This window comes from Streptomyces sp. NPDC036822 (genome assembly GCF_055609145.1).
In genome coordinates this window covers 68,150-88,948 of the sequence record NZ_JBVJPY010000014.1, presented here as the reverse complement: position 1 = coordinate 88,948, position 20,799 = coordinate 68,150, and the positions used below count along the sequence as shown (strand labels likewise).

Sequence of the window (20,799 nt, the reverse complement as noted above, 5' to 3'; positions counted from 1 at the left end):
CCGAGCGCTCCGGAGTGCGCCCCCCGTGCCCCTGGTGCCGCGTTCTCGTCCGGAAGGCGAGGGCAGGGGGGTGGGGGTGACTGCTCGCGTCATGCACCGATCGCATGGCGGAGGACCGAAGGGGTGGGAATGATAAGAGTGACGGTGGTCTACGAAGCACAGCTCCTGCGTGCTGCGCTCGTGGACCTGCTGCGGTCGAGCGGGGTCCTGGCCGTTTCCTCGCTGCCCCACTGGCCTCAGGGGCCGGCGTCCGTGGCGTCGGCGCCGGACGTGTACGTCGCGGACGCCGAGTGTCTCCCGACCTCCGCGGTCGTACCCGCCACCGCCTCGGTGCCACCGTCGGCACCGGGGGCGGCGCCGGCGGGTGGTTCGGCCCTGCTGGCGCTGATCCCCGCGCAGCGGCCCGGAGTGCTGCGCCGGGCGCATGCGGCGGGGGCGACCGGGTTCGTCGACAAGAACGGTTCGAAGTGTCGATTACTCGAGGCCGTGCAGCGGGTCGCCAAGGGTGAGCGCTTCATCGACGACACGCTCGCCGTCGGGTTTCTCCAGGCCGCGGAGATGCCTCTGACCCGTCGTGAGCTGAGCGTTCTCTCGCTGGCCGCCAACGGGGCGCCGGTCGCCGAGATCGCCGCGACGCTGTACCTGTCCAAGGGCACCGTCCGCAACTACATGGCGAGCGTCATCCGCAAGGTCGGCGCGCGCAACCGGGTGGACGCCATCCGGATCGCCCAGGGCGCCGGCTGGACCTGACCGCACCGCGTGACGAGTCCGCGGGCGCGCCCCCCTCACCCCGGCACGTCGTTCCAGTGCCCCACCAGGTCGCGGTAGAGGGCGGAACGGGCAAGCAGTTCCTCGTGCGTGCCGTGCTGGGCGCGGGTGCCGTCGAGGACGAGGATCCGGTCCGCTCGGAGCGCGGACGACAGCCGGTGGGCCACGACGACCGACGTCCCGGGCCGGGCGCGCAGGGCGCGTTCGGCCGTGGCCTCCGCGACCGGATCCACATGGCAGGTCGCCTCGTCGAGCAGCAGCAGCGGAGCCGCGGAGAGGTGGGCGCGCCCCAGGGCGATCAACTGGCGTTCGCCGAGCGAGAGGGCGTCAGGGGACAGGGGACGGTCGAGCCCGCCCACACGGTCGACGAGCGGTTCCAGCGCGAGGGCGCGTACGGCCTCCTCGACGTCGGACCGGGAGGCGCCGGGCCGCAGATACCGGAGGTTGTCCCGCAGGGTGCCCGTGAAGACGTACGCCTCCTGCGGGATCAGCACGCGCAGCGCCGCGAGTTCCGGCGGCCGGCAGTCTCCGACGGGGCGGCCGAAGAGCCGTACGTCCCCCCGCTCGGGCGTCAGCAGTCCTGCCGCGACGTGCAGGAGGGTCGACTTGCCGATGCCGCTGGGGCCGACGATCGCGATGTGCTCGCCGTTCTCGACGGTCAGTTCCAGGTCGTCCAGGACGGCCCGGGCTCCCGGCCCGTACGCGGCCCGGACGTGGCGCAGTTCCAGCGCGGCGGTCGCGCGGCCCGCACGGCCGGGGGGTGGGGGCGCGGGGGTGGCGGGGCGAGGAGGGGGTGTGGGCAGCGGCCGGGTGAGCCGGTCGAGGATGACGAACAGCCGTGCTCCGGCGGCGCCCAGGACGGTCATCAGGGTGTGCAGGGCCGGCAGCAGCGCCTGGAGGACGTAGGTGAGCGCCCCCACCAGGGCGCCCGCGGTGACGCCTTGGCGCAGGAGCCACGGCGTCGCGGCGAGCAGCAGGAACACCGGCAGCTGTCCCGCCGTCGCCACGGAGAGCGTGCGGGCGGCCGCCCAGCGGGCCATGGCGCGCTGGGCGGCGGCGGCCTCCTCGACGGCCCGGCGGTTGTGCGCGGCGGTCGGCTCCCGGGTGCCGCAGGCGACGATGTCCCGCAGGGCGGTGCGGGTGATTTCGGCGCGCCGTCCCACGGCCTCGTCCGCGTCGAGGTAGCGGTGCTGGGCCCGTGCCAGGGGCCGCAGGGAGGCCGTGAACAGGGCGAGGCCCAGAACGAGTGGGGGGAGGACGACGAGGAGGAAGTGCGGCGCAAGCGACAGGAGGCCGACGAGGGCTCCGGCGGCGACGAAGACGAAGGAGCGGGCCGCGAGCACCAGTCCGGCGAAGCTGTCCCGGGCGATCTCGGTCTGACTCGTCAGCCGGGACACCGCGGTCGTGTCCACGGATCCGCCCGGGGCGGTGGCCGCGCGCAGGGCGCGCGCGACCGATCGTCGTACGAGGTGGTCACGGAGCGGTTCGGTGAGGTGCGGGAGTTGGGCGAAGACGCCGCGGACGACCGGAGCGCCGAGAAGGATGGCCACGGCGGCGCCCGCCAGCCAGAGCAGCCCGGTCGCCAGGGCGCCCCGCAGGAACCCGTCGTCCAGGGAGCGGGCCACGCAGTAGCCACCGAGGAAGGTCTGCGCGGACTCGGCGGCGGACCATGCGGCCAGTCTGACCAGGACGCCTTTGCGGCGGCCGAGGAAGACCCGGCCCGACGCCATGACGCGCCGGGAGGTCCGCGCCTCTGCGGCGGCCGGTCCCGGTGCGGTTGCGGCCGGCGGCGTTTCGTCGGCGACCAGCCCCGGTTCGGCGGCGACCGGCGGCGTACCGTCGGCGACCGGTCCCGGTTCGGCGGCGGTCCGCCGTGTCGTCGTGCCCGTCTTCCGGCCCCTGCCCGCTGTCTCTTTCACTCGCCCGCCCCGGGGTCGTCGCGGGTCGTCGGACCGGTGGGGCGGGAGCCCTGAGCGACCACCGTCGGCGCCGGCGGTGGCGCGGCCGAAGCCGCCGCCACGGACGCCCGCGTGTCGGCGCCCGCGTGAGCCTCTTCGCCCGTCCGCCCAGCGGCATGGGCACCGGCGCCCGCCAGGGTGTCCGCACCCGTGTGCGCCTCGTCGACCGTCTCCCCGCCTACACCGGCGTCGGCGGGCGGAAGCGGGGCGCACGGCGGCGGCGGTGCCTCGGCCAGGAAAACCGCGCGGTAGTCCGGGTCCTCCTCCCACAGCCGGCGGTGCGGTGCGCACCGCCGCACGCGGCCCGCCTCCATCCAGACCACCTGGTCGGCGCGGGCCGCGGTGGACACCCGGTGGGCCACGACGAGCTTGGTGCACGGGCGCAGTGAGGTGGCGAGGGCGAGCTCCACCTGTCGCTCGGTGGCCGTGTCGAGGCTCGACGTCGCGTCGTCGAGGATCATCAGCCGACCCCTACCCATGAACGCCCGGGCGAGACCCAGGCGTTGGGCCTCGCCGCCGGAGAGGGGAGCGTCGTCCAGAGGCGTGTCGTACCCCAGCGGCAGCAGACGGATGAAGCTGTCGGCGCTCGCGGCCGCCGCCGCCTCGCGGACCCTCGCAGCCGTGGCGGGGCCCGCGGCGGGGCCGGTCCCGGCGGCCAGCGCGGTACGGACCGTGGCGGCGGCGCCGTCGAAGGCGGGGCGCGCGAAGGCGTAGGCGGTCGCCCCGCGCAGTTCCGCGTGGGTCAGGCCGGCCAGGTCGACGCCGTCCAGGAGGACGCGTCCCTCGTCGGGGTCGGTCAGCCGGCCCGCGACGGCGGCCAGGGTCGACTTGCCGGCGCCGGAGCGGCCCACGATCGCGACCGTCGACCCGCCGTCGATCGCGAGCGTCACGTCCGTGAGCAGCGGGACTCCGCCGCGCACCACCCACACGGCCCGCAGCTCCAGGTCGCCGGGGCCGTCGGTCGGCAGGACGGCGGAGCCGTGCGGCATCCGTTCGAGATCGGCGAGTTCGGCGGTGCGGCGGCCCGCGCTGCGGGCGCGGACCAGGGTGCCGAGCGGTGCCGCGATGCCTCCGATGCCGGCGGCGAGGGCCGCGTACCGGGAGGCGGCGAGCAGTTCGCCGACGCTGACCTCCCCCGCCGCCAGCCCGGCCCCCGCCACCGCCACGACCGCCGTGGTGAGCAGGGGGAGCAGGACGCCGCTGCGGGCCACGGCGCGGCCGTGGACGAGCCACATGCGCGTTCCGTGCCGGGTCATGTCCTCCAGCGGGGCGAGGATGCGCTCCTCCTCCCGGCGTGCCGTGTCCGCGGCGGCGATCGTACGGGCGCCGCTCAGCGCTTCGCTCAGCCGGGCGGCGACGGCGCCCTGCGCCCGCTGGTAGCGGCCGACCGAGTCCGAGGACTGATGGGCGAACGCGCGCAGCAACAGCAGGAGCAGCGGGAGGCCGGCCACGAAGACGACGGCCGTCCAGGCGTCGATCAGCGCCAGCGCCACGAGGGCGCCGACCGGGACGAGGACGGACGACACCGAGCTCGCGAGAGCCGCCGGGGCGGTGCCGGTGTCGGTGGCGTTGACGCACAGCCGGGCGGCGACGTCGCCGCCGGAGTGGGGCGCCGCCCGGTGGGGGGCGGTGCCGAGCAGGCCGGTGAGCGCTCGCAGGCGGACCCAGGCGGTGGCGCGGGCGTTGGTGAGCTGGGTCAGCAGGACCGCGGCGGTCTCCAGCAGGACTTCCGCGGCGAGCAGGACGGCCGCCCACGCGAGCCACGTGCCCGCGTCGGGGTGTCGGCGCAGGAGCAGGTCCAGCGTCCTGCCGGCGAGTGCGGGGACGGCGAGCGAGCAGGCCGCGCCGGCGACCGAGCAGGCGAGCAGCACCGCCGTGATGCCCGCGGTGTGCCGTACGGCGCCGCGGAGCAGCCGGTCGGAACCGGTGGGCGAGGCCATCCGACCCCTCTCTCCTCGCTGGAACCCGTCGCGAGCACTCCGCGCGGGGCTGGCCGCGTGGGGCTGCCGCGTAGGAACTTCTCGCCGGGCCGCCCGCCTTCGGCCCCCACGGCCGGTGCCCCGGGAGCCGCGCTCCAGGGGCACCGTGACTCCGTGCCGACGCCTCGGCGCCGTGCGCGGAGCCGGATGGGGTCAGTTACAGGTCGTCACGCTGAGGCTGCTGTCGCCGCAGAGCAGAAGGCTGGCGCGGCTGCCGGTCTCGACGTCGCCGATGGCCTCGTCCTTGGGGGTCTCCAGCGACTGCAGGTCGAACAGGTTCATGATCGTTTCCTTTCGTGTGGGGACGGTGGTGCGGTACGACCCCGGTGCGGGGCCGGTTCTTGGGGCCGCGGAAGCGGCGGGAGGAACGGCAGGTGGGCCGGGCGTTCGCCCAGCGCTGCCGAGAGGGCCAGCAGGACGCCCGCGGTGCCGGTGGCGAGGTCCATGGAGAGCCGCATCATCTGTTCGCCGGGGAAGGCGAGGTGGCCCTCGTAGGACATCGCGTGCCAGGTCAGGCAGCCGACCTGGCGGCGTACGTCCTCGGGCGCTGTGCCCGGCCCTCCGGCGTTCGTGCGGGCGAGGTGGAGCACCATCCCGGCGGCGCCGCGGAAGAGACCCGGCTGGGCGTAGAAGGTGGCCTGCGCCGCCTGCACGGTCTCGCGGCGCGCCCGGTCGAGGGCGTCGTCCCGGCGGTGGAGGAGGTAGTCGTCGATCACCATGCCGATGCCCACGCTGCCCGCGCCGAGGTACGGCATCGTGCGCCAGCCCTCGTCGACCTGGAGGGTGCCGGAGGCTCCGCGCACACAGCGGGTGAGGTCGTCGTGGAGCGCTTCGGCGGCGAGGTCGAGGAGCGCGGTGTCCCGGGTGCGTTCGTAGAGCCGTACGAACAGCAGGGCCCGGCCTGCCGCGCCGTGCAGGAGACCGGTCCTTACGCGGCCCGGCGGCGCCTGCGCGTCCCTGGAGGACGCCCGGGAGGGGCGGGCCGTCAGTTCGGCGCACCGCAGCGCCGCCGTGTGCAGGCCGGTCTCGCCGGTGGCGGTGGCCAGGGCGTCCAGGGCGAGACCGATTCCGGCCGTTCCGCCGTGCAGATCGGGGGCGAGCGCGTCGTGGTCCTGGTCGAGGACGAGTTCGGCCAGTTCGAGGGCGGACGCCGTGTGCCCGAGCCGCTGGAGGGTCCAGGCGATGCCGGTCAATCCGTCGTAGAAGCCGAGTGGGGTGCCGGACTCGGGTTGCTTGGCGTGCCGCAGAAGCCGGTCCTCCGCCGCCGGGCAGCGTGCGGCCCCGCTCTCGCGCAGGGCGTGGAGGACTCCCGCCGTGCCGTATCCGACGGACATGCCGCCGCCGGCGGTGGCGAACTGGGCGATGTCCCCCGGGAAGAAACGATCCTCCCGGTCGGGCGTCGCCGACGCCAGGATCGCCCGCACCATCGAGTCGCGGCTGCGTGGCCAGTCCCCCGGTTCCTCCGGCAGGAAACGGGCGCGGCCCGCCGGGCGGTCGGGCGCCTGTGCACGGGCGCGGGGCGGGGTGCCGACGGGATCACGCGTGATCTCCCGTACCGCCGCGTCGAGGAAGCCGGGCGGCAGGGGGAATTGGGCCGCAGCGACCTCCGCCAGGTGCGCGGCCTTGGCCCGGTCCACGGCGAGCAGGCTGGTCAGGGGGACGAAGAGGGCGATCCTCAGGCACGCGAGGGCGTAGCGGTCGACGTCGAAGCCGCGCCGGTCGGCGGGTGCGACGAAGGCCGGGTTGGCGACGGTCTGCCGGCCGCCCTCCGCGGCCGGCTGGGCCGCCTCGAAGTCGAGCAGCACCACGGAGGATTCGTCCTCGGACACCATGATGTTGAAGAGGTGCAGGTCGTTGAAGACGATCCCGCGGGCGTGCACCGCGGCAACGGCCTGCTCGACGAGTCCATGGATCCGCAGGGCCCAGTCGGTGTACTCGGCGAGCCGGTCCGCCGGCGGATCGGCCTCCATCAGCGGGTGCCGGCGGGCGAAGAAGGTGTTGAGCGGCCTGCCCTCCACGAATTCGAGGGCCAGGAAGTGGTGGTCGCCGATCGTGAAGCTGTCGAGGACCTCCGGTGTGCAGGCGAGCCCCGACAGCCGCTCCAGCGCGGCGCGTTCGCGGTGCAGCCGTGTCACGGCGTCGGCCCCGTCGGCGGCCAGCCCGGCGTACGGGCGCGCCTCCTTCAGCACGACCCGCCTGCCGGTCTTCCGGTGCCGGGCCTCGTACACGCCGCCGCCGTTGGAGAAGTGCAGGGCCTTGTCGATCTCGTACGGCATCTCCTGGACGGTCACCGCGGCCCTCGCGTCGAGGTGCGGGCGCAGGAAGGGAGGCGGAGTCACCCAGTCGGGCACGCGGAAGACGGGCCCGCGCTGGTCGGGTACGAGGGTGCCGGTGCCGTCCTCGATGGCCGGCCGGAGCTCCCCGTGCTCGTCGTAGCAGTGCCGCCGGGTGAAACTGCCGTACCGCAGGTGCACGGGGCCGCGGCCCCACCTCAGGTCGCTGAGGATGTAAGGGCCGGGCTCGCCGTCGAGCAGTCGCGCCAGGTCGGTGGCCACGCGCTCGCACTGCTCGTCGTCCGCCGGGTACACCGTCATGAACTTGCCGCTCGCCGCGCGGTCCGCGTACTTGGCGTTGCGCTGGTGCAGCAGGTAGCGGCTCGGTACGAACTTGAAGGCCACCTCGTGTTCCAGACAGTGGTCGCGGACCGTGGCGAGGACCTTCTCCGCGTTGTCGAGACCGGCCGAGACATGGATCTTCCAGCCCTGCGACGGGAGGGGGCGGTCCACGGGACGTAGGGCGAGCCAGTCACCGGTCCGGTGGGCGCTCCAGCCCTCGGGTACGGGGAGCGTGGCGGGCCCGTAGAGGGAGTCGCCCGCCCCGTCGGCGAAGACCAGACGGTGCGGCGCGTCGTAGAAGTGACGGTCGGCGTCGCAGAAGACCGCGTACCCCTTGTTCACAACGCACTCCCTCGGTCGGTGACGAACACGACGTTGTCACGGCTCACATGGGCCCCGACAGTCGCCGCTGTCACCTTCCGTATGTGCGGTACGCACAGGTAACCAAGGCCCCACGCGTGGGGCCTGCGGAAGCAAAGGGGACTCCTCGGCCCGGTGAGGGACCGGAGGCTTCGCAGCCGGGCACGTTCACGGCCGCGTCTCCCCCGCGTCGAGCGCGGCCAGACCCTCCTCCCAGCGGGTCCGCCGCTCCTCGTCGGTCTGGTCCCACCACGGCGCACCGCGCTCTCCCAGCGCCGTCTTCGCGGTGTGCACCCTGGCCCGGGCGTCGCGCTCGGCCTCCGGATCGCCGGCACGGAGGGCAGCGCCGACCGCTCGCCGTGCCGCCATCAGATGGCGCCGCAGCCGGGCGCCGGCCTCGTCCGGGACGGCCGGGTCGGTGGCGCGCCAGCGACGGCCGCCGATGATCACGTGGTGCCCGTCGGGGCTCATCTCGGGTGGCCCGGAAGGGTCGGAAGGGGATCTCGACGTCACCGCACGCGGGTGCCCCTCCACGTCCGACGAGAACCCTTCCCGCCGTCCCTCGCCCCCAGATGGCGGCCGAAGAGGGAGTCGGCGGTGCGAAGCGGCGCGGGTGCTCGACCGCCCCGTCGGGCGGTCCACCGTGGCGTGGCACCGAGGGCGCCGCCGGACAGGGGCGGGGATGCCCCGGGCTTCTCGGGCACGGTCCGGAGGCGCTGGGGCGTGACAGCACACGGTCAGGGTTGGCCGGGGCTCCCCCGGCCAGGGCCGGAGCGGGCCGATTCCACGGGACGAGGGCGGGGCGGCCCGCGCTCCACGGGTACGGGCGGGATGTCCGAGGCGCTACAGCGCAAAGGCGGGGGCGTCCTGGGCGCCCCCGCCCTTGGTCATGAGCCCCCGCCCTTGGTCATGAGGTTCTCCCGCTCCCGGCGGGGTGACCCGCCCGGACTAACCGGTCGGTTCCTGCGGTGCGGGCGTGCCCGGGCCGGCAGGGGTCCCCTCGCCGCCGCGCTCCTCCCCCGCCTCCTGTTCCCCCTCGTTCTCGTCGGGGTCCTCGGATTCCGGCCTGCCGGTCTTCGGGACCCGGATCTCCGGTGCGCCGGTCCCCGCCGGAGGCAGATCCGGCGTGACCGCGTCGTCACTCGCCGGAACACGGTCCGGAAGCTCCGGCTCGGGGGCACTCTGCATCGCTGTCTCCTCAGTCGCTTGCGAACCCGGTGCACCCCTCGACTGCCCCGCCCGGCGACCCTCACTCGCCGCCGCTCCGACCGGAACCCCCCGGCCGTCACTCGACGGCGCCGCCTCCACCCCGACCGGAACCCCTCCGGACGCCCTCCCGGCGATGTCGTACGCCCGGACGAGGACGGCGACCGTCTCGGCCATGGCTCGGCGCAGTTCCGCCGGCGCGACGACCTCGACGTCGCCGCCGAGCCTGAGCAGTTCTCCGCACGCGTGCGAGACGCTCTCGGTCGGGATCTCCGCTTCGACCCATCCGTCGTCGCCTACGGACGTCGCGGTGGCCTCGACCGCCCGCACCACCGCCGGGGGAAGGTTGTCCGGCAGGCGAAGGCGTCCCCGCGGCGACAGCCGGACGGTGGCCGTGCCGGTGTAGCGGCGTGCCTGGAAATCGTCGAGGTACGAGGCCCAGTACGCGCCCAGGTCGAAGTCCGGCGGCCGGGCGAAGCGTTCGTCGCTCCGCACCGCGTCGAGGACCTGCGAGACCCGGTAGGTCCCGATCCGGGTCTCCGCCGCTGCCACGAGGTACCAGGCGCCGGACTTGAGTACCAGGCCATAGGGGCGCAGGCGGCGGCCCACCTCTCGCGGCGCACGCCAACGGCGGTAGCGCACGTCCACCGCGTGCCGGCTGAGCACGGCGTCGACGAACAGCGACAGGTGCGGCGCCTGTTCGGGTTCCCGGTACCAGGCCGGGGCGTCCAGGTGGAACACCGCCGCGGTCCGCGCCGCCTCCTCGCTCAGTTCCGCCGGCAACGCGGCCAGCAGTTTCAGCCGTGCTGCCGTCACCTCGTCCGCGAGCCCCAGATCGGCGGCGGGGCCGGGCAGTCCGGCGAAGAGCAGCGCCCGGGCCTCCCCCGGGCTCATGCCGGTCAGGCGGGTGCGATAGCCGTCCACGAGCTGGTAGCCGCCGTGTCGTCCGGGCTCCGCGTAGACCGGGACCCCTGCCGCCGCCAGCCGTGCCAGGTCCCGGTACACCGTCCGCACGGACACGCCCAGCTCGTCGGCCATCCCCCGGGCGGGCATGCGGCCGCGGGACTGCAGCAACAGCAACACCGAGAGGAGCCGACCGGCAGACATGATCACATTCTCCACGGAAACCCTGACAGCCCCTGGCACACCCCCGCCCTACGGTCGGTCCAGGTCCGGCTCGGAACTCCAGGAGCCGGACGTCCCCACGTGAGGGACCGCACCGCACCTGATGGATCCCACCGAACCGGAGTCAGCCGTGTCCCCCGCCGTTCCCCCCGTCCACCTCACCGTGATCGAGCTGCGCCAGTACACCCTGCGTCCCGGCCGACGCGACGAACTCGTCGACCTGTTCGACCGGGAGTTCGTCGAGACCCAGGAAGAGACGGGGATGGCGGTGCTCGGCCAGTTCCGCGACCTGGACGACCCGGACCGCTTCGTCTGGCTGCGCGGATTCCCGGACATGGCGACCCGGCACCGCGCCCTGACGGCCTTCTACGGAGGCCCCGTCTGGGCCGAGCACGGCCCCCGGGCCAATGCCACGATGATCGACTCCGACGACGTCCTGCTGCTGCGTCCCCTGCCGGACCGGGGCGCCCTCGCCGCATCACCACGGAGGCGGCCGCCGGTCGGCGCTCCGGCGCCGGAGCGATTCGTGTCCGCCACCCTCTGGTCCTTCCCTCCCCGGCGGCCCGACGGCGTCGCACTGGTCCGCGACGGACTCCTGCCGGTGCTCCGCGAGACGGGCGCGGCGCCACTCGCCGCCCTCACCACCGAGCCGGCGGAGAACACCTTCGCCCGGCTGCCCGTCCGTACAGGGGAGAACGTCGCCGCCGTCTTCACCTCGTATCCGGACGAGGACGCTCACCTCCGGCATCTCGCCGAGGTGCGTGCCCACCCCCGCGCACGGGACGAGATCCTGCCGGGCATCGAGCGAGAGCGGGTCGCGGCCCCCCGGATCCTGCGGCTGGCGCCCACGGGCCGATCGCTCCTCACCTGAGCGGTGCCGCTCGCTCCCGCCTCCGCCTGCCTGCCTGCCCGCTGCCGCGGACTTCCCCATCGTCCGGCCTGCACGCGATCGCGATCACGCGATCGGGGGGCCGACAGGGCGGCGCTCCGTCAGGCGTGGGCACCACAACCCGTCTCTTCGGCCGTCGCGTTCACCGACGCGGCGGCGCGGCGGTATTCGGCGTTGATGCGCTGGGCTTCCTCGAGCTGGTCCTCGAGGATGATGATGCGGCAGGCGGCCTCGATGGGGGTGCCCTGGTCGACGAGTTCGCGGGCGCGGGCCGCCATGCGCAGCTGGTAGCGGGAGTAGCGGCGGTGACCGCCTTCGGAACGGAGCGGGGTGATGAGGCGGGCCTCGCCGATGGCGCGGAGGAAGTTCGGTGTGGTGCCGAGCATGTCGGCGGCCCGGCCCATCGTGTAGGCGGGGTAGTCGTCGTCGTCGAGACGGCCGTAGGAGTCGTCTGCTGTCATCTGCACCTCTCTCTGGAACGCGTCGAGGGGTCCTGGTGCCGTACGGCACCAGGACCCCGAAGGAACTGCTACACCATCCGCCGGCCGGGGGACTGCGCCGGCTTCCTGTTTCCGCGGCCTCGACCGGACTGCTGTCGGGGGCGCGGGGATCGCGGTTGCTTGACCGGAGACCACCTCACTGTCGATGTCCTGCGGTACCCGGGCTCCGAAATCCGCCCGGGCGATCCTGATGGCGTGGCTTCCTCCGTTCTTCCTCGGTGATCAACTTCTTACCAAGCGGGTACTGCGTACTGCGACTGCGGGTACTGCTGCCCGGCAGTTCGTCTCTGCCGGGCCCCTCTTGACTGGGCTACGTGAGAAACCATATCCACACCGCCACTCAATGTCTACTCTCGCGAGCATAGATTTCCGTACACGGAGGCAGACGTACCCGCCGCGCTCGCGGACCTCCGATGACGGCGGTGCGGGCGCGGCCCAGGTCGTTCGCGCGTGGCAGACGGGGGCGGAGCGGCCGCGGAGGCCCGGCGGCGTGCCGGGAGGTGCGGCCGGCCGGAGGAGGCGCCTGCCACCCGTGGCCGAGCATCGGCGCGACCTCGGCGGGTACGGCGCCGAGCCACCGCACGCCGCCTGTCCACCAGGCGCTGACGCGAGCGGCAAACCCGACAACCCGTGCGGCGGCGGCCCTTGGTGGTTCCGCCGAGGGGAGCCGGCTTCCCTGGTGGGGACAGCACATTGTGTGCGACGGCGCGGGCGGGTTGGACTGGGGAAAGGTCACGGTCATGGCGGCCCGGCCCTTCACCGGTACAGAAGGAAGCTCATGACACCGATGCTCGACGGCTGCACGCCCTGGCCCGAGGAGTTCGTCGACCGCTACTGGGCCGCAGGCCACTGGCGCGGGAACACGCTGGACAACCTGCTGCGCGGCTGGGCCGTGGAGTACGGGCCGCGGACCGCCCTGGTGCACGGTGCCACACGGCTCACGTACGCGGCCCTGGACCGGCGCGTGGGCCGCATGGCCGCCGGCTTCCGGCTGCTGGCCCTCCGGCCCGGGCAACGCGTCGTCGTCCAGCTGCCGAACGTCCCCGAGTTCGTCGTCACGGTGTTCGCGCTGATGCGGGCCGGCGCGGTGCCCGTGTTCTGCCCGCTCCCGCTGCCGGCGCACGAGGTGGCCGACCTCGTGCGGCTCACCCAGGCCGTCGGCTACGTCGGTCCGTCGACGTACCAGGGCTTCGACCACACGGCGATGGCGGCGGGCATCGCGGCCGGCGGGCCCTTCCTGCGGCGGGTGTTCACCTACGAGGCGCCGGGCACGGCCTCCCCGTACGGCGGATTCACGATCGACCCGTCGGGATGCCACCACTTTCCGCTGGGTTCCATCGACGCCCCGCCCGAGCGGGACCTTGCGCTGAGCGCCGACAACGTGGCGTTCATGCTGCTCTCGGCCGGTACGAGCCGGAGCCCCGTACCCCTGCTCGTTCCTCGGACCCACAACGACTACGCCTATCAGATGCGTGCCGCCGCCGAGCTGGTGGCGTCGACCGGGAACGACGTGTATCTGGCGGCGCTGCCGCCCGAGAGCAACGTCGCCCTCGGCTGCCCCGGCATCCTCGGCACGCTCTCCGTCGGAGGCACCGTCGTCCTGGTCGACGCCCCGGAACCCGCCGCGTGCTTCCCGCTCATCGAACGAGAGCGGGTGACGATCGCGACGGTGGGACCCGCCGTCGCCGAGCTGTGGCTCGACGCGCTGCCCGCGGCGCAGGCCGACGTGAGCAGCCTGCGTCTCGTACAGATCGACGACACGCCGGTCGGACGGTCGCGGCACCGGGAACCCCTCGGACGAACGGGCCCCGGAGCGGGCCGCCGCCTGCAGCGGGTCGTCGGCGTCGCGGAGGGGCTGCTCGTGTTCACCCCGCCCGCCGGCCCGGAAGGTCCCCCGCTCGCCGCGCACGGCCGCCCGCTCTCCCCCGACGACGAGATCCGCATCGTCGACGCCGACGGCGAGGACCTGCCCGCCGGGGAAGCCGGCGAACTCCTCGCCCGGGGCCCGTATACCCCGCGCGGCTACTACCGTGCACCCGCCCACAACGCCCGCCGCTTCACCACCGACGGCTACCTCCGCACGGGCACCCTGGCGTATCGCACCGCAGACGGCGGCCTGGTGGTGACCGGTCACCTCGCGGACGGCCCCCTGCGGCCCGGCGACGAGGTGCCATCTGACCGGTGACGGGCTCGACGGTCCCGCGCTCGGGGCCGCACCGGGAGCAGCCGGACGGTGGTCGGGCCGCATTGGGGCATGAGCCGGCCTGCGCGTGTGCGAGGGTGCCCCTATGACGACACGGCGCCGTAGCCAGGCGGAACGAGACGCGATCCCGGTCGAGATCGGCTACGCGCTGCTGAGCGCGTGCTTCCTCGGCGCGGTCGTCTTCGGCACGATCGCCGGACCGGCCGCTGTCTGGCACCTCCCTCCCGCCTTCGAGCGGTTCCTCGTGGTCTCCGGATCCTGGCTCGCCGGAGTGCTCGCGGTGATGCGCGTCGTCCATGTCCTCTGGCGCCACGAACGACGCCGGTAGGAGCCGTGCGCACGGCCACGCGCAAGACCCGGCGCTTTCGTCAGCTCCTGGTCAGCGTGCAGGTGTACGTGGCGCTCCCGCTGCCGATGTAGGCCTCTACGTCGGCGTAGTACATGCCGGTCCCTGAGGCGGTTCTCGTGAAGGTGAGGGCGTCATGAAGTCGACGAGCGACCGCGACGACTTCAAGGTCCACCTGGCCACAGGCGTGACCGCCGCCTTGAACTGCGCCGTCCCTGCCGAGTACGACGCCGATGCCTCCTCCTGGACTCGGCCGGCGGCACCCTGGAGTGCTCCGTCAACGACGGCGCCGGCACCGACGAAGTGCCGGCGAGGGAGCCGGGTGAAGACAGAACCGTGGCGTCGTCGGCCGTGTCCCGGGTGTCGTTGGGCTCGCTCTCCACCAACGTGCTCCCGCCCTGGCTTTCGCAACTGGTCACGGGCGTGCCGTTGTAGAGACTGGCGTCGGGGACACACCGCTTGCGACGCTGCCGTTGCAGGCGCCGTACACGACAGGGCCGTTGATGTGATGGCCCGCGCTGCCACCTCCCGAACCGCCTCCCTTGGCCACGACGGGCTCCACGGAGGCTTCGAGAGGGGTTCCCTTCCAGGCGGCGTATCGGCACTGGTCGCCGCCGGCGAAGTACACCAACTCGGCGTGGTGAACGTCGGTGTTGACCTTGTTGTTGTTGCCGTCGGCGGCCGCGGTGAGCGTCCAGGTCGTAGAGGAGTTGACTCCCGTCAGGCCCATGACGGTGTGTGTCGCACTCGGCGGTCCTGCTGCCCGAGGTCGGTGCGTGCTCGCCGAGATCGGTGCGACGACCGACAGCGGTTCGCCTACGCTTGCGGACTGAAGGCATACGCCGGCGCCTCGCCCCTCACCCGGGCCTCAGGCAAAAGCCCAGCATCACCCGCCACTGGGTGAAGAACGGCCGTCTTCATCACGCCGGCCACCTCGGGGTGTTCTGCGCGATCACCGCCTCACCCTGCGCCAAAGCCCCCTATCGGCGCCGCCTGACAACCCGCGGACTGTCACGCCGCTGCCCAGCGCAACCTCTTCAACCTCGCCGGTGGCATGGGAGCGGGTGCGCGACGGGACGCCGTCGCCCGTTCACCGGTCGTTCGCACGAGACGGAGCGTGACCTGGTCCCGGCCCGGGGCACTTAGGCGGCGGAGGACGGCCCTGGAGCGGCAGCCCTCCGCCTCCGGGGCTCACCCGGTGATGGCTCGCGTCATCTGACGAAGTTCCGCGTCAACTGCGAGACGTTCTCGCTGACCAACAGCCACGCGTGCTCCACACACCCCACGTTGGTGTTGCTCGCGCCGGACAGGACCGTGCTCGAGTCCGGATTGATCAACTCGTCGCACGTGGACCAGAAGGTCCCGTAGTTGACGGCCCCGGGCGTCTCGTCGCCGCTGTTGAGCGCGGTCAGGAAGGTGCTGCCCGTCGCCATCTCCTTGCACGACGCGAGCGCCCAGTCGCAGACCTGCGCCGCGTTCGTGCCGTGGTTCGGGCCGCCCAGGGACACCCAGTCGTCCACGTACGAGGTGCCGCCGAGGAACTTCACGTACCAGCGCGAGCCCAGGCCGCCCATCGAGTGGGTGACGACGTCCACCTTCGCCGCGCCAGTGCGGGCGCGCAGAGCGTTGACCTGATCGCGGATCTGCACGGCGGTCGTCTCGTTCGACTGGAACGGGTTGTACGACATCGCGTACAGCCGGTCGGCCGGCCAGCCGGACGCCTTGAAGTCGGAGACCATCTCGTTGAAGTTCCACGCGCCGCCCTTGTATCCGTGGACGAACAGAACCGGATCGGGCACGGCCGCCTGGGCCGGGGCCGCAGGCAGCAAAACGGCCGCCACCGCGGCACAGGACGCGGCGGCGGAGAGCGCACGGGGGAATCGTCGCATCGGCGTTCCTCTCACTTACTGGGGGAGCCCCAGGGTGAGGGCGGCGCGACGCCACGGCCATCGGCTGTTTCACCAGTCTTTACACGCCGGTAACTTGGCTCTAGCGTTACGAGACATGCCAGTGGGGCCACGCAGCGCGGGTGCGAAGGGACAACACTCGGGTGACTGCGCCCCGGGGCTGTCACAGGACGGCGTGAGCGTTCGCATCCGGCTCGCGGTGTACGGCGACGCGCGCGCGGCAGCCGAGTTCACCGCCGCCCTCACCACGCGTCAACGCGCCGGCCTCGACCCGCTGCCGGATCCGCTGACCCTCCGGCTGGTGGCCACGGAACAGCACCGCGCCCGCCTCGCCCAGCTGCCGACCGCCACGCGCCGACTGCTGCTGCTCGCCGCCGCCGACCAGCACCCCGTGGAGAGCTGGGCGTTCGACCGCGCGGTGGTCGCCGCCGGGCACGAGCCCACGGACCTCGATCCCGCCAAGGAGGCCGGCCTCATCCGCTTCACCGCCGCCGGTCTCGTCTTCGCCGACCCGCTGCTGCGGGACGTGGTGTACGACAGCGCCGGACCCGAGGAGCGACGTCTCGCCCACCGGTCGCTGGCGCTCGTCCTCGACCCGAGGGCCGAGCCCGGCCCGTGGAACTGGCATCGTGCCTGCGCCTCCCTCGGCCCGAGCAGCCGCCTCTCCCGCGCCCTTGCCGGCGCACCCGCCCCCGACCCGGCGACCGCTGCCCACCACGCGGAACGCTCAGCGCTCCTCACCCCCGACACCGCCGTCCGCCATGCCGCCCTAGCCCGTGCCGCCCTCCACGCCTGGCACGGCGGCCTGCCCGACCGGGCACGCTGCCTCCTCGCCGCCGCGGAACGCACGGCTCCCGGTACGGATCCCCGCGTGCGGCTCCTGCGCGGCCTGGTCACCTTGCGCTCCGGGCATGCCCCCGATGCCTACGACGACCTTGCAGAGGCGGCGACCTCGGCTTTCGCCGGCGTGCGGGGGGCATACGCCGAGACCGGCGCGGGGCGTTCGGCGACCGGCGGTACGCCTGCCGGCTCAGCCTTCGCCGCCCCGGCGACCGCCGCGTACGCCCTCGCGTACGCAGCCGAAGTCGGCCACTACACCGGCGACCTGCACCGCTGCCACCAGGCCGCGGTCCTCGCCCGGAAGAGCCCGCCACCGTCCGCTCCCGCCGCCCGCGCCCTGATCGCCGGACTCACCGGGGTCGCCTCTGCCGTACGTGGCAGCTACGCCGAAGCCGCCGTCCGGCTCCGTGAAGCCGTGTCCCTCGCCCGGTACGGCGACGACCCCACCGTGCTGGTGCACGCGGCGCTGGCCGCGCTCTACCTCGGCGACGACGGCCTCGCCCTGGCTGTGGCGCACCGGGCCGAGTCCGCCGCCCGCGCCCAAGGCGAACACGCCGCCCTGCCCCGGCTGCTGGAGTTCCGCGCGTACGCCGAGGCGTGGAACGGGCGCCTCGGCGCCGCCACGGCCACCGCGGTCGACGCGCACCGCCTCGCCCGCGGGACCGGCCAGGACAACGTCGCCTGCCACATCCTGGCCGGCCTCGCCCTGTTGGCCGCGCTCCAAGGCGACACCACCACGTGTCGGGACCGCGCCCGGCAGGCCCGGACGTACGCCGCCGAGCACGGCATCGGGCTCGCTACGGCGCTCAGCCTCTGGGCGCTCGCCTACCTCGACCTCGCGCAGGGCCGCCCCGCCGAGGCCGCCTCCCAGCTGCGCACCCTGGCCCGTCTCGGCCCCGGGCACGGACATCCGGCGATTCGGCTGCTCTCCACCCCGCACTACGTGGAGGCCGCCGTCCGCGCCGGCGAACCGGCCGCCGCGGCCGCGGCGGCCGTCGGCTACACACGCTGGGCGGACACCGTCGCCAGCCCGGGGCATCTGGCCCTCGCGGCCCGCTGCCGAGCGCTGCTCGCCTCCGGCGGGGAGGCCCTCGCCCACTACCGTGACGCCCTGGACCTGCACGACGCTGATGGCCGTCACCTCGAACGCGCACGGACCGAGTTGCTGTACGGCATCGCCCTCCGACGGATGCGGCGAACCACGGAGGCGCGGGACCGGCTGCGTGCGGCACTCCAGGCGTTCGAGCAGTTCGGGGCCCGGCCCGGCGCGAGTCATGCGGAGGCGGAGCTGCGCGCACTCGGCGATACGGCCCGGTCCGCCCGCCTCCCGGCAGCAGCGGCCCTCGGCGCGCTCACCGCTCAACAGACCCTGATCGCCAGGATGGTGGCAGACGGTGCGACGAATCGCGAGATCGCGATCCGGATGGTCCTCAGTCCCCGCACGATCGACCACCACCTTCGCAGCACCTACGCCCGCCTCGGCATCTCGTCGAGGGTGGAACTCGCGCGCCTTGTCGAGGCACAGGGCACGGCAGGCACTCTCAGGGGTCTGGACAACGACGAAGCTCCAGGTTTTTGACCTGCAGCTTTGCGATATGAGCGGATGACGGGAATCGAACCGCGCGCTACAGCTTGGGAAGCCTATGGAGTGCGGTTCTGACGGAACACCACGGCCCCTCCGAGCCCGTCCACCATGGTGCTGGGTGGCGCGGCAGCGGGGTGGACCACCGAGGGTTCAGACGCAGCGGGGCGGGGCGGGGTGGAAGAACACGTCCCCGTAGTTGGAGTGGAGGGTCACGATGCCGCTGGGCCATTCGAGGTGGACGCTCACAGTGAGGGTCCGCGCGGCCTGGAGGGCCAGCACACGCAGCCAGGTTCCGGAGACGGGCCACGGCCCACACATGGATGCGCCGGTGGCGGGCCGAGGGCGAGGCGGGTCTGCACGACCGCTCCAGCCGGCCTCGCACGACGCCGCACCGGACAGCGGCCGCGGTCGAAGCCCGGGTCTGCGAACTGCGGCGAAGCCGCAAGCCCGGCCCGGCCCGGATCGGATCGGCCCGATCCTGGGCCTGCCCGCCTCGACCGTGCACCGGATCCTGACCCGTCGGATCCCCGACGGCGGCGACCACAAGACCAACGGCCGACAGGCCGGCCGCCCGATCCGCGGCGTGGGCTAAGAAGGTCGCGACCTGCGCGGCCTTCCTGACCCGCGCGGCCGCCTTCTTCCACAGCCAGGGCATCGACCGCATCGAACGGGTCCTGACCGACAACGCCTGGGCCTACCGCAACGGCCTGGCCTGGAAGAACGCGCTCGCCGACCTCGGCGCCACCGGCAAACTCACCCGGGCCTACAGGCCGCAGACCAACGGCAAGGTCGAAGGCAGAGGCGTGGTACGGCCTGGGTGGCCGGGAGCTGATGGTCCGCCACGGCAAGAACCTCGACAGGCTCCTGGCTCTGGGGCCGGAGGCGCAGCGGTCTTCGGACGGAGAGGCGCTCATCAGGTCGCGGCTTCCCGCTATCTGCGCCGAGTTCGGGAAGATCGCCGAGAACGCCGAAGCCTACTTCCCCGGCGCGGCCCCCCGGATCCTGCCGAGAGCTGGACGACGTTCACGACGAGGGCGGCCCGAGGCAGTGGTACGAAGCGCAGCGGGTGCCTCCACGCGCCGCCGTCGATCGCGGTGTCTGCGCTGATCTCGGCGACCTGGTCGGGGGCCCAAACGCGCTCTACCAGGAGGCCAAGGCGGCGTTCACCTCGTACCTGACGCACGGCGTCCCGGCCCCGGCCACCGCGGACGACGTCGCCGAGGCGTACGGCGGCATGGTCGCCGAGGCCAGCCACGCCGACTGCGCCGCGCACGTGCGGGGCATCCAGAATGGCCACATGGACCGCAACGCCTGGTCGGACAACGCCTACAGCCACCTGGCCTGTGTACACGGCTACCTACGGCACGAACAGCGCGCACGGCTACGCCCTCACCGTGGACGGACAGTACGGCCCGGGCTCCGACGCGGCCTGCCACAGCTTCCAGTCGAGCAGGGGCCTGACGGTGGACGGCGTCGTCGGACCCGCCACGTGGAGGGCGACGTTCGCCTACAGCGAGGCACGCATGGGGGGCGCGACGGTGTCCCGCGCGGTGATTCCGTGCGGGACACCGTCGCGTTGTCTCCGACGGAACGCGGCACGGGCGCCGGTCGACCGGGCCGTCCCGCCTTCGTACGGAGTGCGTACGATCAGCGGGTTCCGTCCCCGCAAGGAGTGCCCGCCCCGTGAGCAGCAACCCGCCGCCCCGTCCGCCCCACGGCCTGCCGCCCCTGCGGGCACTCACGCGCCTGGAAAACGGGGAGCGGCTGCACGGCCTGCTGTGGCGGGTCGGTGACGGCTGGCGGATGATCAGCAGCGCCGTGCTCGGCGGGGGCATCGGGGAACGCTCCTGGATACTCAACGCGCAGGTGGCGCACGGCTACCGGCGCGCCGACCCGGACCGCCACCTCGCCGAGCTGGCCCGCGAGGCCGGCGTCCGCGGGCCGGGGGTGGGACTGATGACGGCCGCGGACGTCCGGGCGTACGGTCACGCCCGCGACGGCGGCGTGGAGGCCGTCGCCACGGCGGGCCTGGGGGTCAAGGGCTGGGCGGCCGCCGCCCAGGAGGGCACCGCCCTCGCGATGGCGCCCGGCACGATCAACATCGTGGTGGCACTGCCGGTGACGCTGACCGACGCGGCGCTGGTCAACGCCGTGGCCACGGCCACCGAGGCGAAGGTGCAGGCGCTGCTCGACGCGGGCCACGACTGCTCCGGCACGCCGACGGACGCCGTGTGCGTCGCCGCCCGGACCCCTGTCCCCGGCGAGGAGCTGCACGCCTTCGCGGGGCCCCGCTCGCTGTGGGGCGCCCGGGTGGCCCGCGCCGTCCACGGAGCCGTACGGGACGCGGCCCGCTTCTGACGTACAGATACGGCCACGGCGCATACCGGTTGAAACATGAATCGTGGGCGGGGAGCCACACGCCCCCGTGGGACAGATTCCGTAATAGGCGGTACATTCGATCCCTGAAACTCGCTGATCTGGAACGTGGCAAGCCGGAGGACGCGGCATCGACGGCTGC

General features: G+C 73.6%; 17 protein-coding genes and 1 pseudogene. 8 read left to right on the top strand and 10 right to left on the bottom strand.

All coding sequences use genetic code 11. The features are described from left to right. The first annotated feature begins 129 nt into the window (after nt 1-129). Nucleotides 130-750, top strand: coding sequence for a helix-turn-helix transcriptional regulator (locus ACZ68P_RS27410; protein ID WP_471010721.1), 621 nt, complete (start codon nt 130-132; stop codon nt 748-750). A 35-nt stretch (nt 751-785) separates the two neighbouring features. Here ACZ68P_RS27410 and ACZ68P_RS27405 read toward each other — a convergent pair whose 3' ends face one another. From ACZ68P_RS27405 to ACZ68P_RS27380, 6 genes are all read right to left on the bottom strand, one after another. Then, nucleotides 786-2,687 (bottom strand): ATP-binding cassette domain-containing protein, encoded by a 1,902-nt coding sequence (locus ACZ68P_RS27405; protein WP_471010718.1) that lies wholly within the window; start codon nt 2,685-2,687, stop codon nt 786-788. Continuing rightward, the gene (locus tag ACZ68P_RS27400; RefSeq protein ID WP_471010715.1) at nt 2,684-4,666 is read right to left on the bottom strand and encodes an ATP-binding cassette domain-containing protein; all 1,983 of its coding nucleotides are present in this window, start codon (nt 4,664-4,666) and stop codon (nt 2,684-2,686) included. Before ACZ68P_RS27400 ends, ACZ68P_RS27405 begins: the two co-directional genes overlap by 4 nt. Nucleotides 4,667-4,858: 192 nt before the next feature. Then, entirely contained in the window at nt 4,859-4,987 is a 129-nt protein-coding gene (gene ramS, locus ACZ68P_RS27395) for a mycelium formation morphogenetic lantipeptide SapB (RefSeq protein WP_015037662.1), read from the bottom strand. After that, on the bottom strand, nt 4,984-7,662 hold the full coding sequence (gene lanKC / locus ACZ68P_RS27390) for a class III lanthionine synthetase LanKC (RefSeq protein ID WP_471010713.1): 2,679 nt from the start codon (nt 7,660-7,662) through the stop codon (nt 4,984-4,986). Before lanKC ends, ramS begins: the two co-directional genes overlap by 4 nt. A gap of 186 nt (nt 7,663-7,848) precedes the next feature. Then, entirely contained in the window at nt 7,849-8,151 is a 303-nt protein-coding gene (locus ACZ68P_RS27385; protein WP_471010712.1) for a hypothetical protein, read from the bottom strand. Nucleotides 8,152-8,628: 477 nt separating this feature from the next. Beyond that, nucleotides 8,629-9,993 carry a helix-turn-helix transcriptional regulator gene (locus tag ACZ68P_RS27380; RefSeq protein WP_471010710.1) on the bottom strand — a complete coding sequence of 455 codons (1,365 nt, stop codon included), beginning with the start codon at nt 9,991-9,993 and terminating at the stop codon, nt 8,629-8,631. Between the two features lie 148 nt (nt 9,994-10,141). Between ACZ68P_RS27380 and ACZ68P_RS27375 the strand changes: the two genes are divergently transcribed. Beyond that, nucleotides 10,142-10,882, top strand: coding sequence for an NIPSNAP family protein (locus ACZ68P_RS27375; protein ID WP_471010707.1), 741 nt, complete (start codon nt 10,142-10,144; stop codon nt 10,880-10,882). Nucleotides 10,883-11,001: 119 nt separating this feature from the next. Here the strand turns inward: ACZ68P_RS27375 and ACZ68P_RS27370 are convergent, their stop codons facing one another. Continuing rightward, entirely contained in the window at nt 11,002-11,361 is a 360-nt protein-coding gene (locus tag ACZ68P_RS27370) for a MerR family transcriptional regulator (RefSeq protein WP_471010705.1), read from the bottom strand. Nucleotides 11,362-12,178: 817 nt separating this feature from the next. Here ACZ68P_RS27370 and ACZ68P_RS27365 point away from each other — a divergent pair. Together ACZ68P_RS27365 and ACZ68P_RS27360 are read left to right on the top strand one after the other, a co-directional pair. Continuing rightward, on the top strand, nt 12,179-13,585 hold the full coding sequence (locus tag ACZ68P_RS27365; RefSeq protein WP_471010703.1) for an AMP-binding protein: 1,407 nt from the start codon (nt 12,179-12,181) through the stop codon (nt 13,583-13,585). 103 nt (nt 13,586-13,688) lie between these two features. Continuing rightward, entirely contained in the window at nt 13,689-13,931 is a 243-nt protein-coding gene (locus ACZ68P_RS27360) for a DUF6332 family protein (RefSeq protein ID WP_471010700.1), read from the top strand. A gap of 433 nt (nt 13,932-14,364) precedes the next feature. On the opposite strand, the gene ACZ68P_RS27355 is transcribed toward ACZ68P_RS27360, so the two are convergent. Both ACZ68P_RS27355 and ACZ68P_RS27350 read right to left on the bottom strand, forming a co-directional pair. Next, nucleotides 14,365-14,679 carry a hypothetical protein gene (locus ACZ68P_RS27355; RefSeq protein ID WP_471010699.1) on the bottom strand — a complete coding sequence of 105 codons (315 nt, stop codon included), beginning with the start codon at nt 14,677-14,679 and terminating at the stop codon, nt 14,365-14,367. A gap of 481 nt (nt 14,680-15,160) precedes the next feature. Next, a complete protein-coding gene (locus ACZ68P_RS27350; RefSeq protein WP_471010697.1) occupies nt 15,161-15,838 on the bottom strand; it encodes an esterase/lipase family protein in 678 nt (225 codons plus the stop codon). A 193-nt stretch (nt 15,839-16,031) separates the two neighbouring features. Between ACZ68P_RS27350 and ACZ68P_RS27345 the strand changes: the two genes are divergently transcribed. Then, entirely contained in the window at nt 16,032-18,275 is a 2,244-nt protein-coding gene (locus ACZ68P_RS27345; RefSeq protein ID WP_471010694.1) for a LuxR C-terminal-related transcriptional regulator, read from the top strand. A gap of 156 nt (nt 18,276-18,431) precedes the next feature. Here the strand turns inward: ACZ68P_RS27345 and ACZ68P_RS27340 are convergent, their stop codons facing one another. Continuing rightward, nucleotides 18,432-18,599 carry a hypothetical protein gene (locus ACZ68P_RS27340; protein WP_471010693.1) on the bottom strand — a complete coding sequence of 56 codons (168 nt, stop codon included), beginning with the start codon at nt 18,597-18,599 and terminating at the stop codon, nt 18,432-18,434. Between ACZ68P_RS27340 and ACZ68P_RS27335 the strand changes: the two are divergent. The 3 genes and pseudogenes from ACZ68P_RS27335 to ACZ68P_RS27325 all read left to right on the top strand — a co-directional run. Further along, a pseudogene (locus ACZ68P_RS27335) lies at nt 18,542-18,798 on the top strand (helix-turn-helix domain-containing protein); the annotation flags it as partial. The gene ACZ68P_RS27340 and the pseudogene ACZ68P_RS27335 sit on opposite strands and share 58 nt — an antisense overlap. A gap of 772 nt (nt 18,799-19,570) precedes the next feature. Beyond that, entirely contained in the window at nt 19,571-20,074 is a 504-nt protein-coding gene (locus ACZ68P_RS27330; protein WP_471010691.1) for a peptidoglycan-binding domain-containing protein, read from the top strand. Beyond that, complete coding sequence (locus ACZ68P_RS27325; protein WP_471010689.1) at nt 19,965-20,639, top strand: adenosylcobinamide amidohydrolase; 675 nt, start codon at nt 19,965-19,967, stop codon at nt 20,637-20,639. The genes ACZ68P_RS27330 and ACZ68P_RS27325 overlap by 110 nt, the downstream gene beginning before the upstream one ends. Nucleotides 20,640-20,799 lie beyond the last annotated feature (160 nt).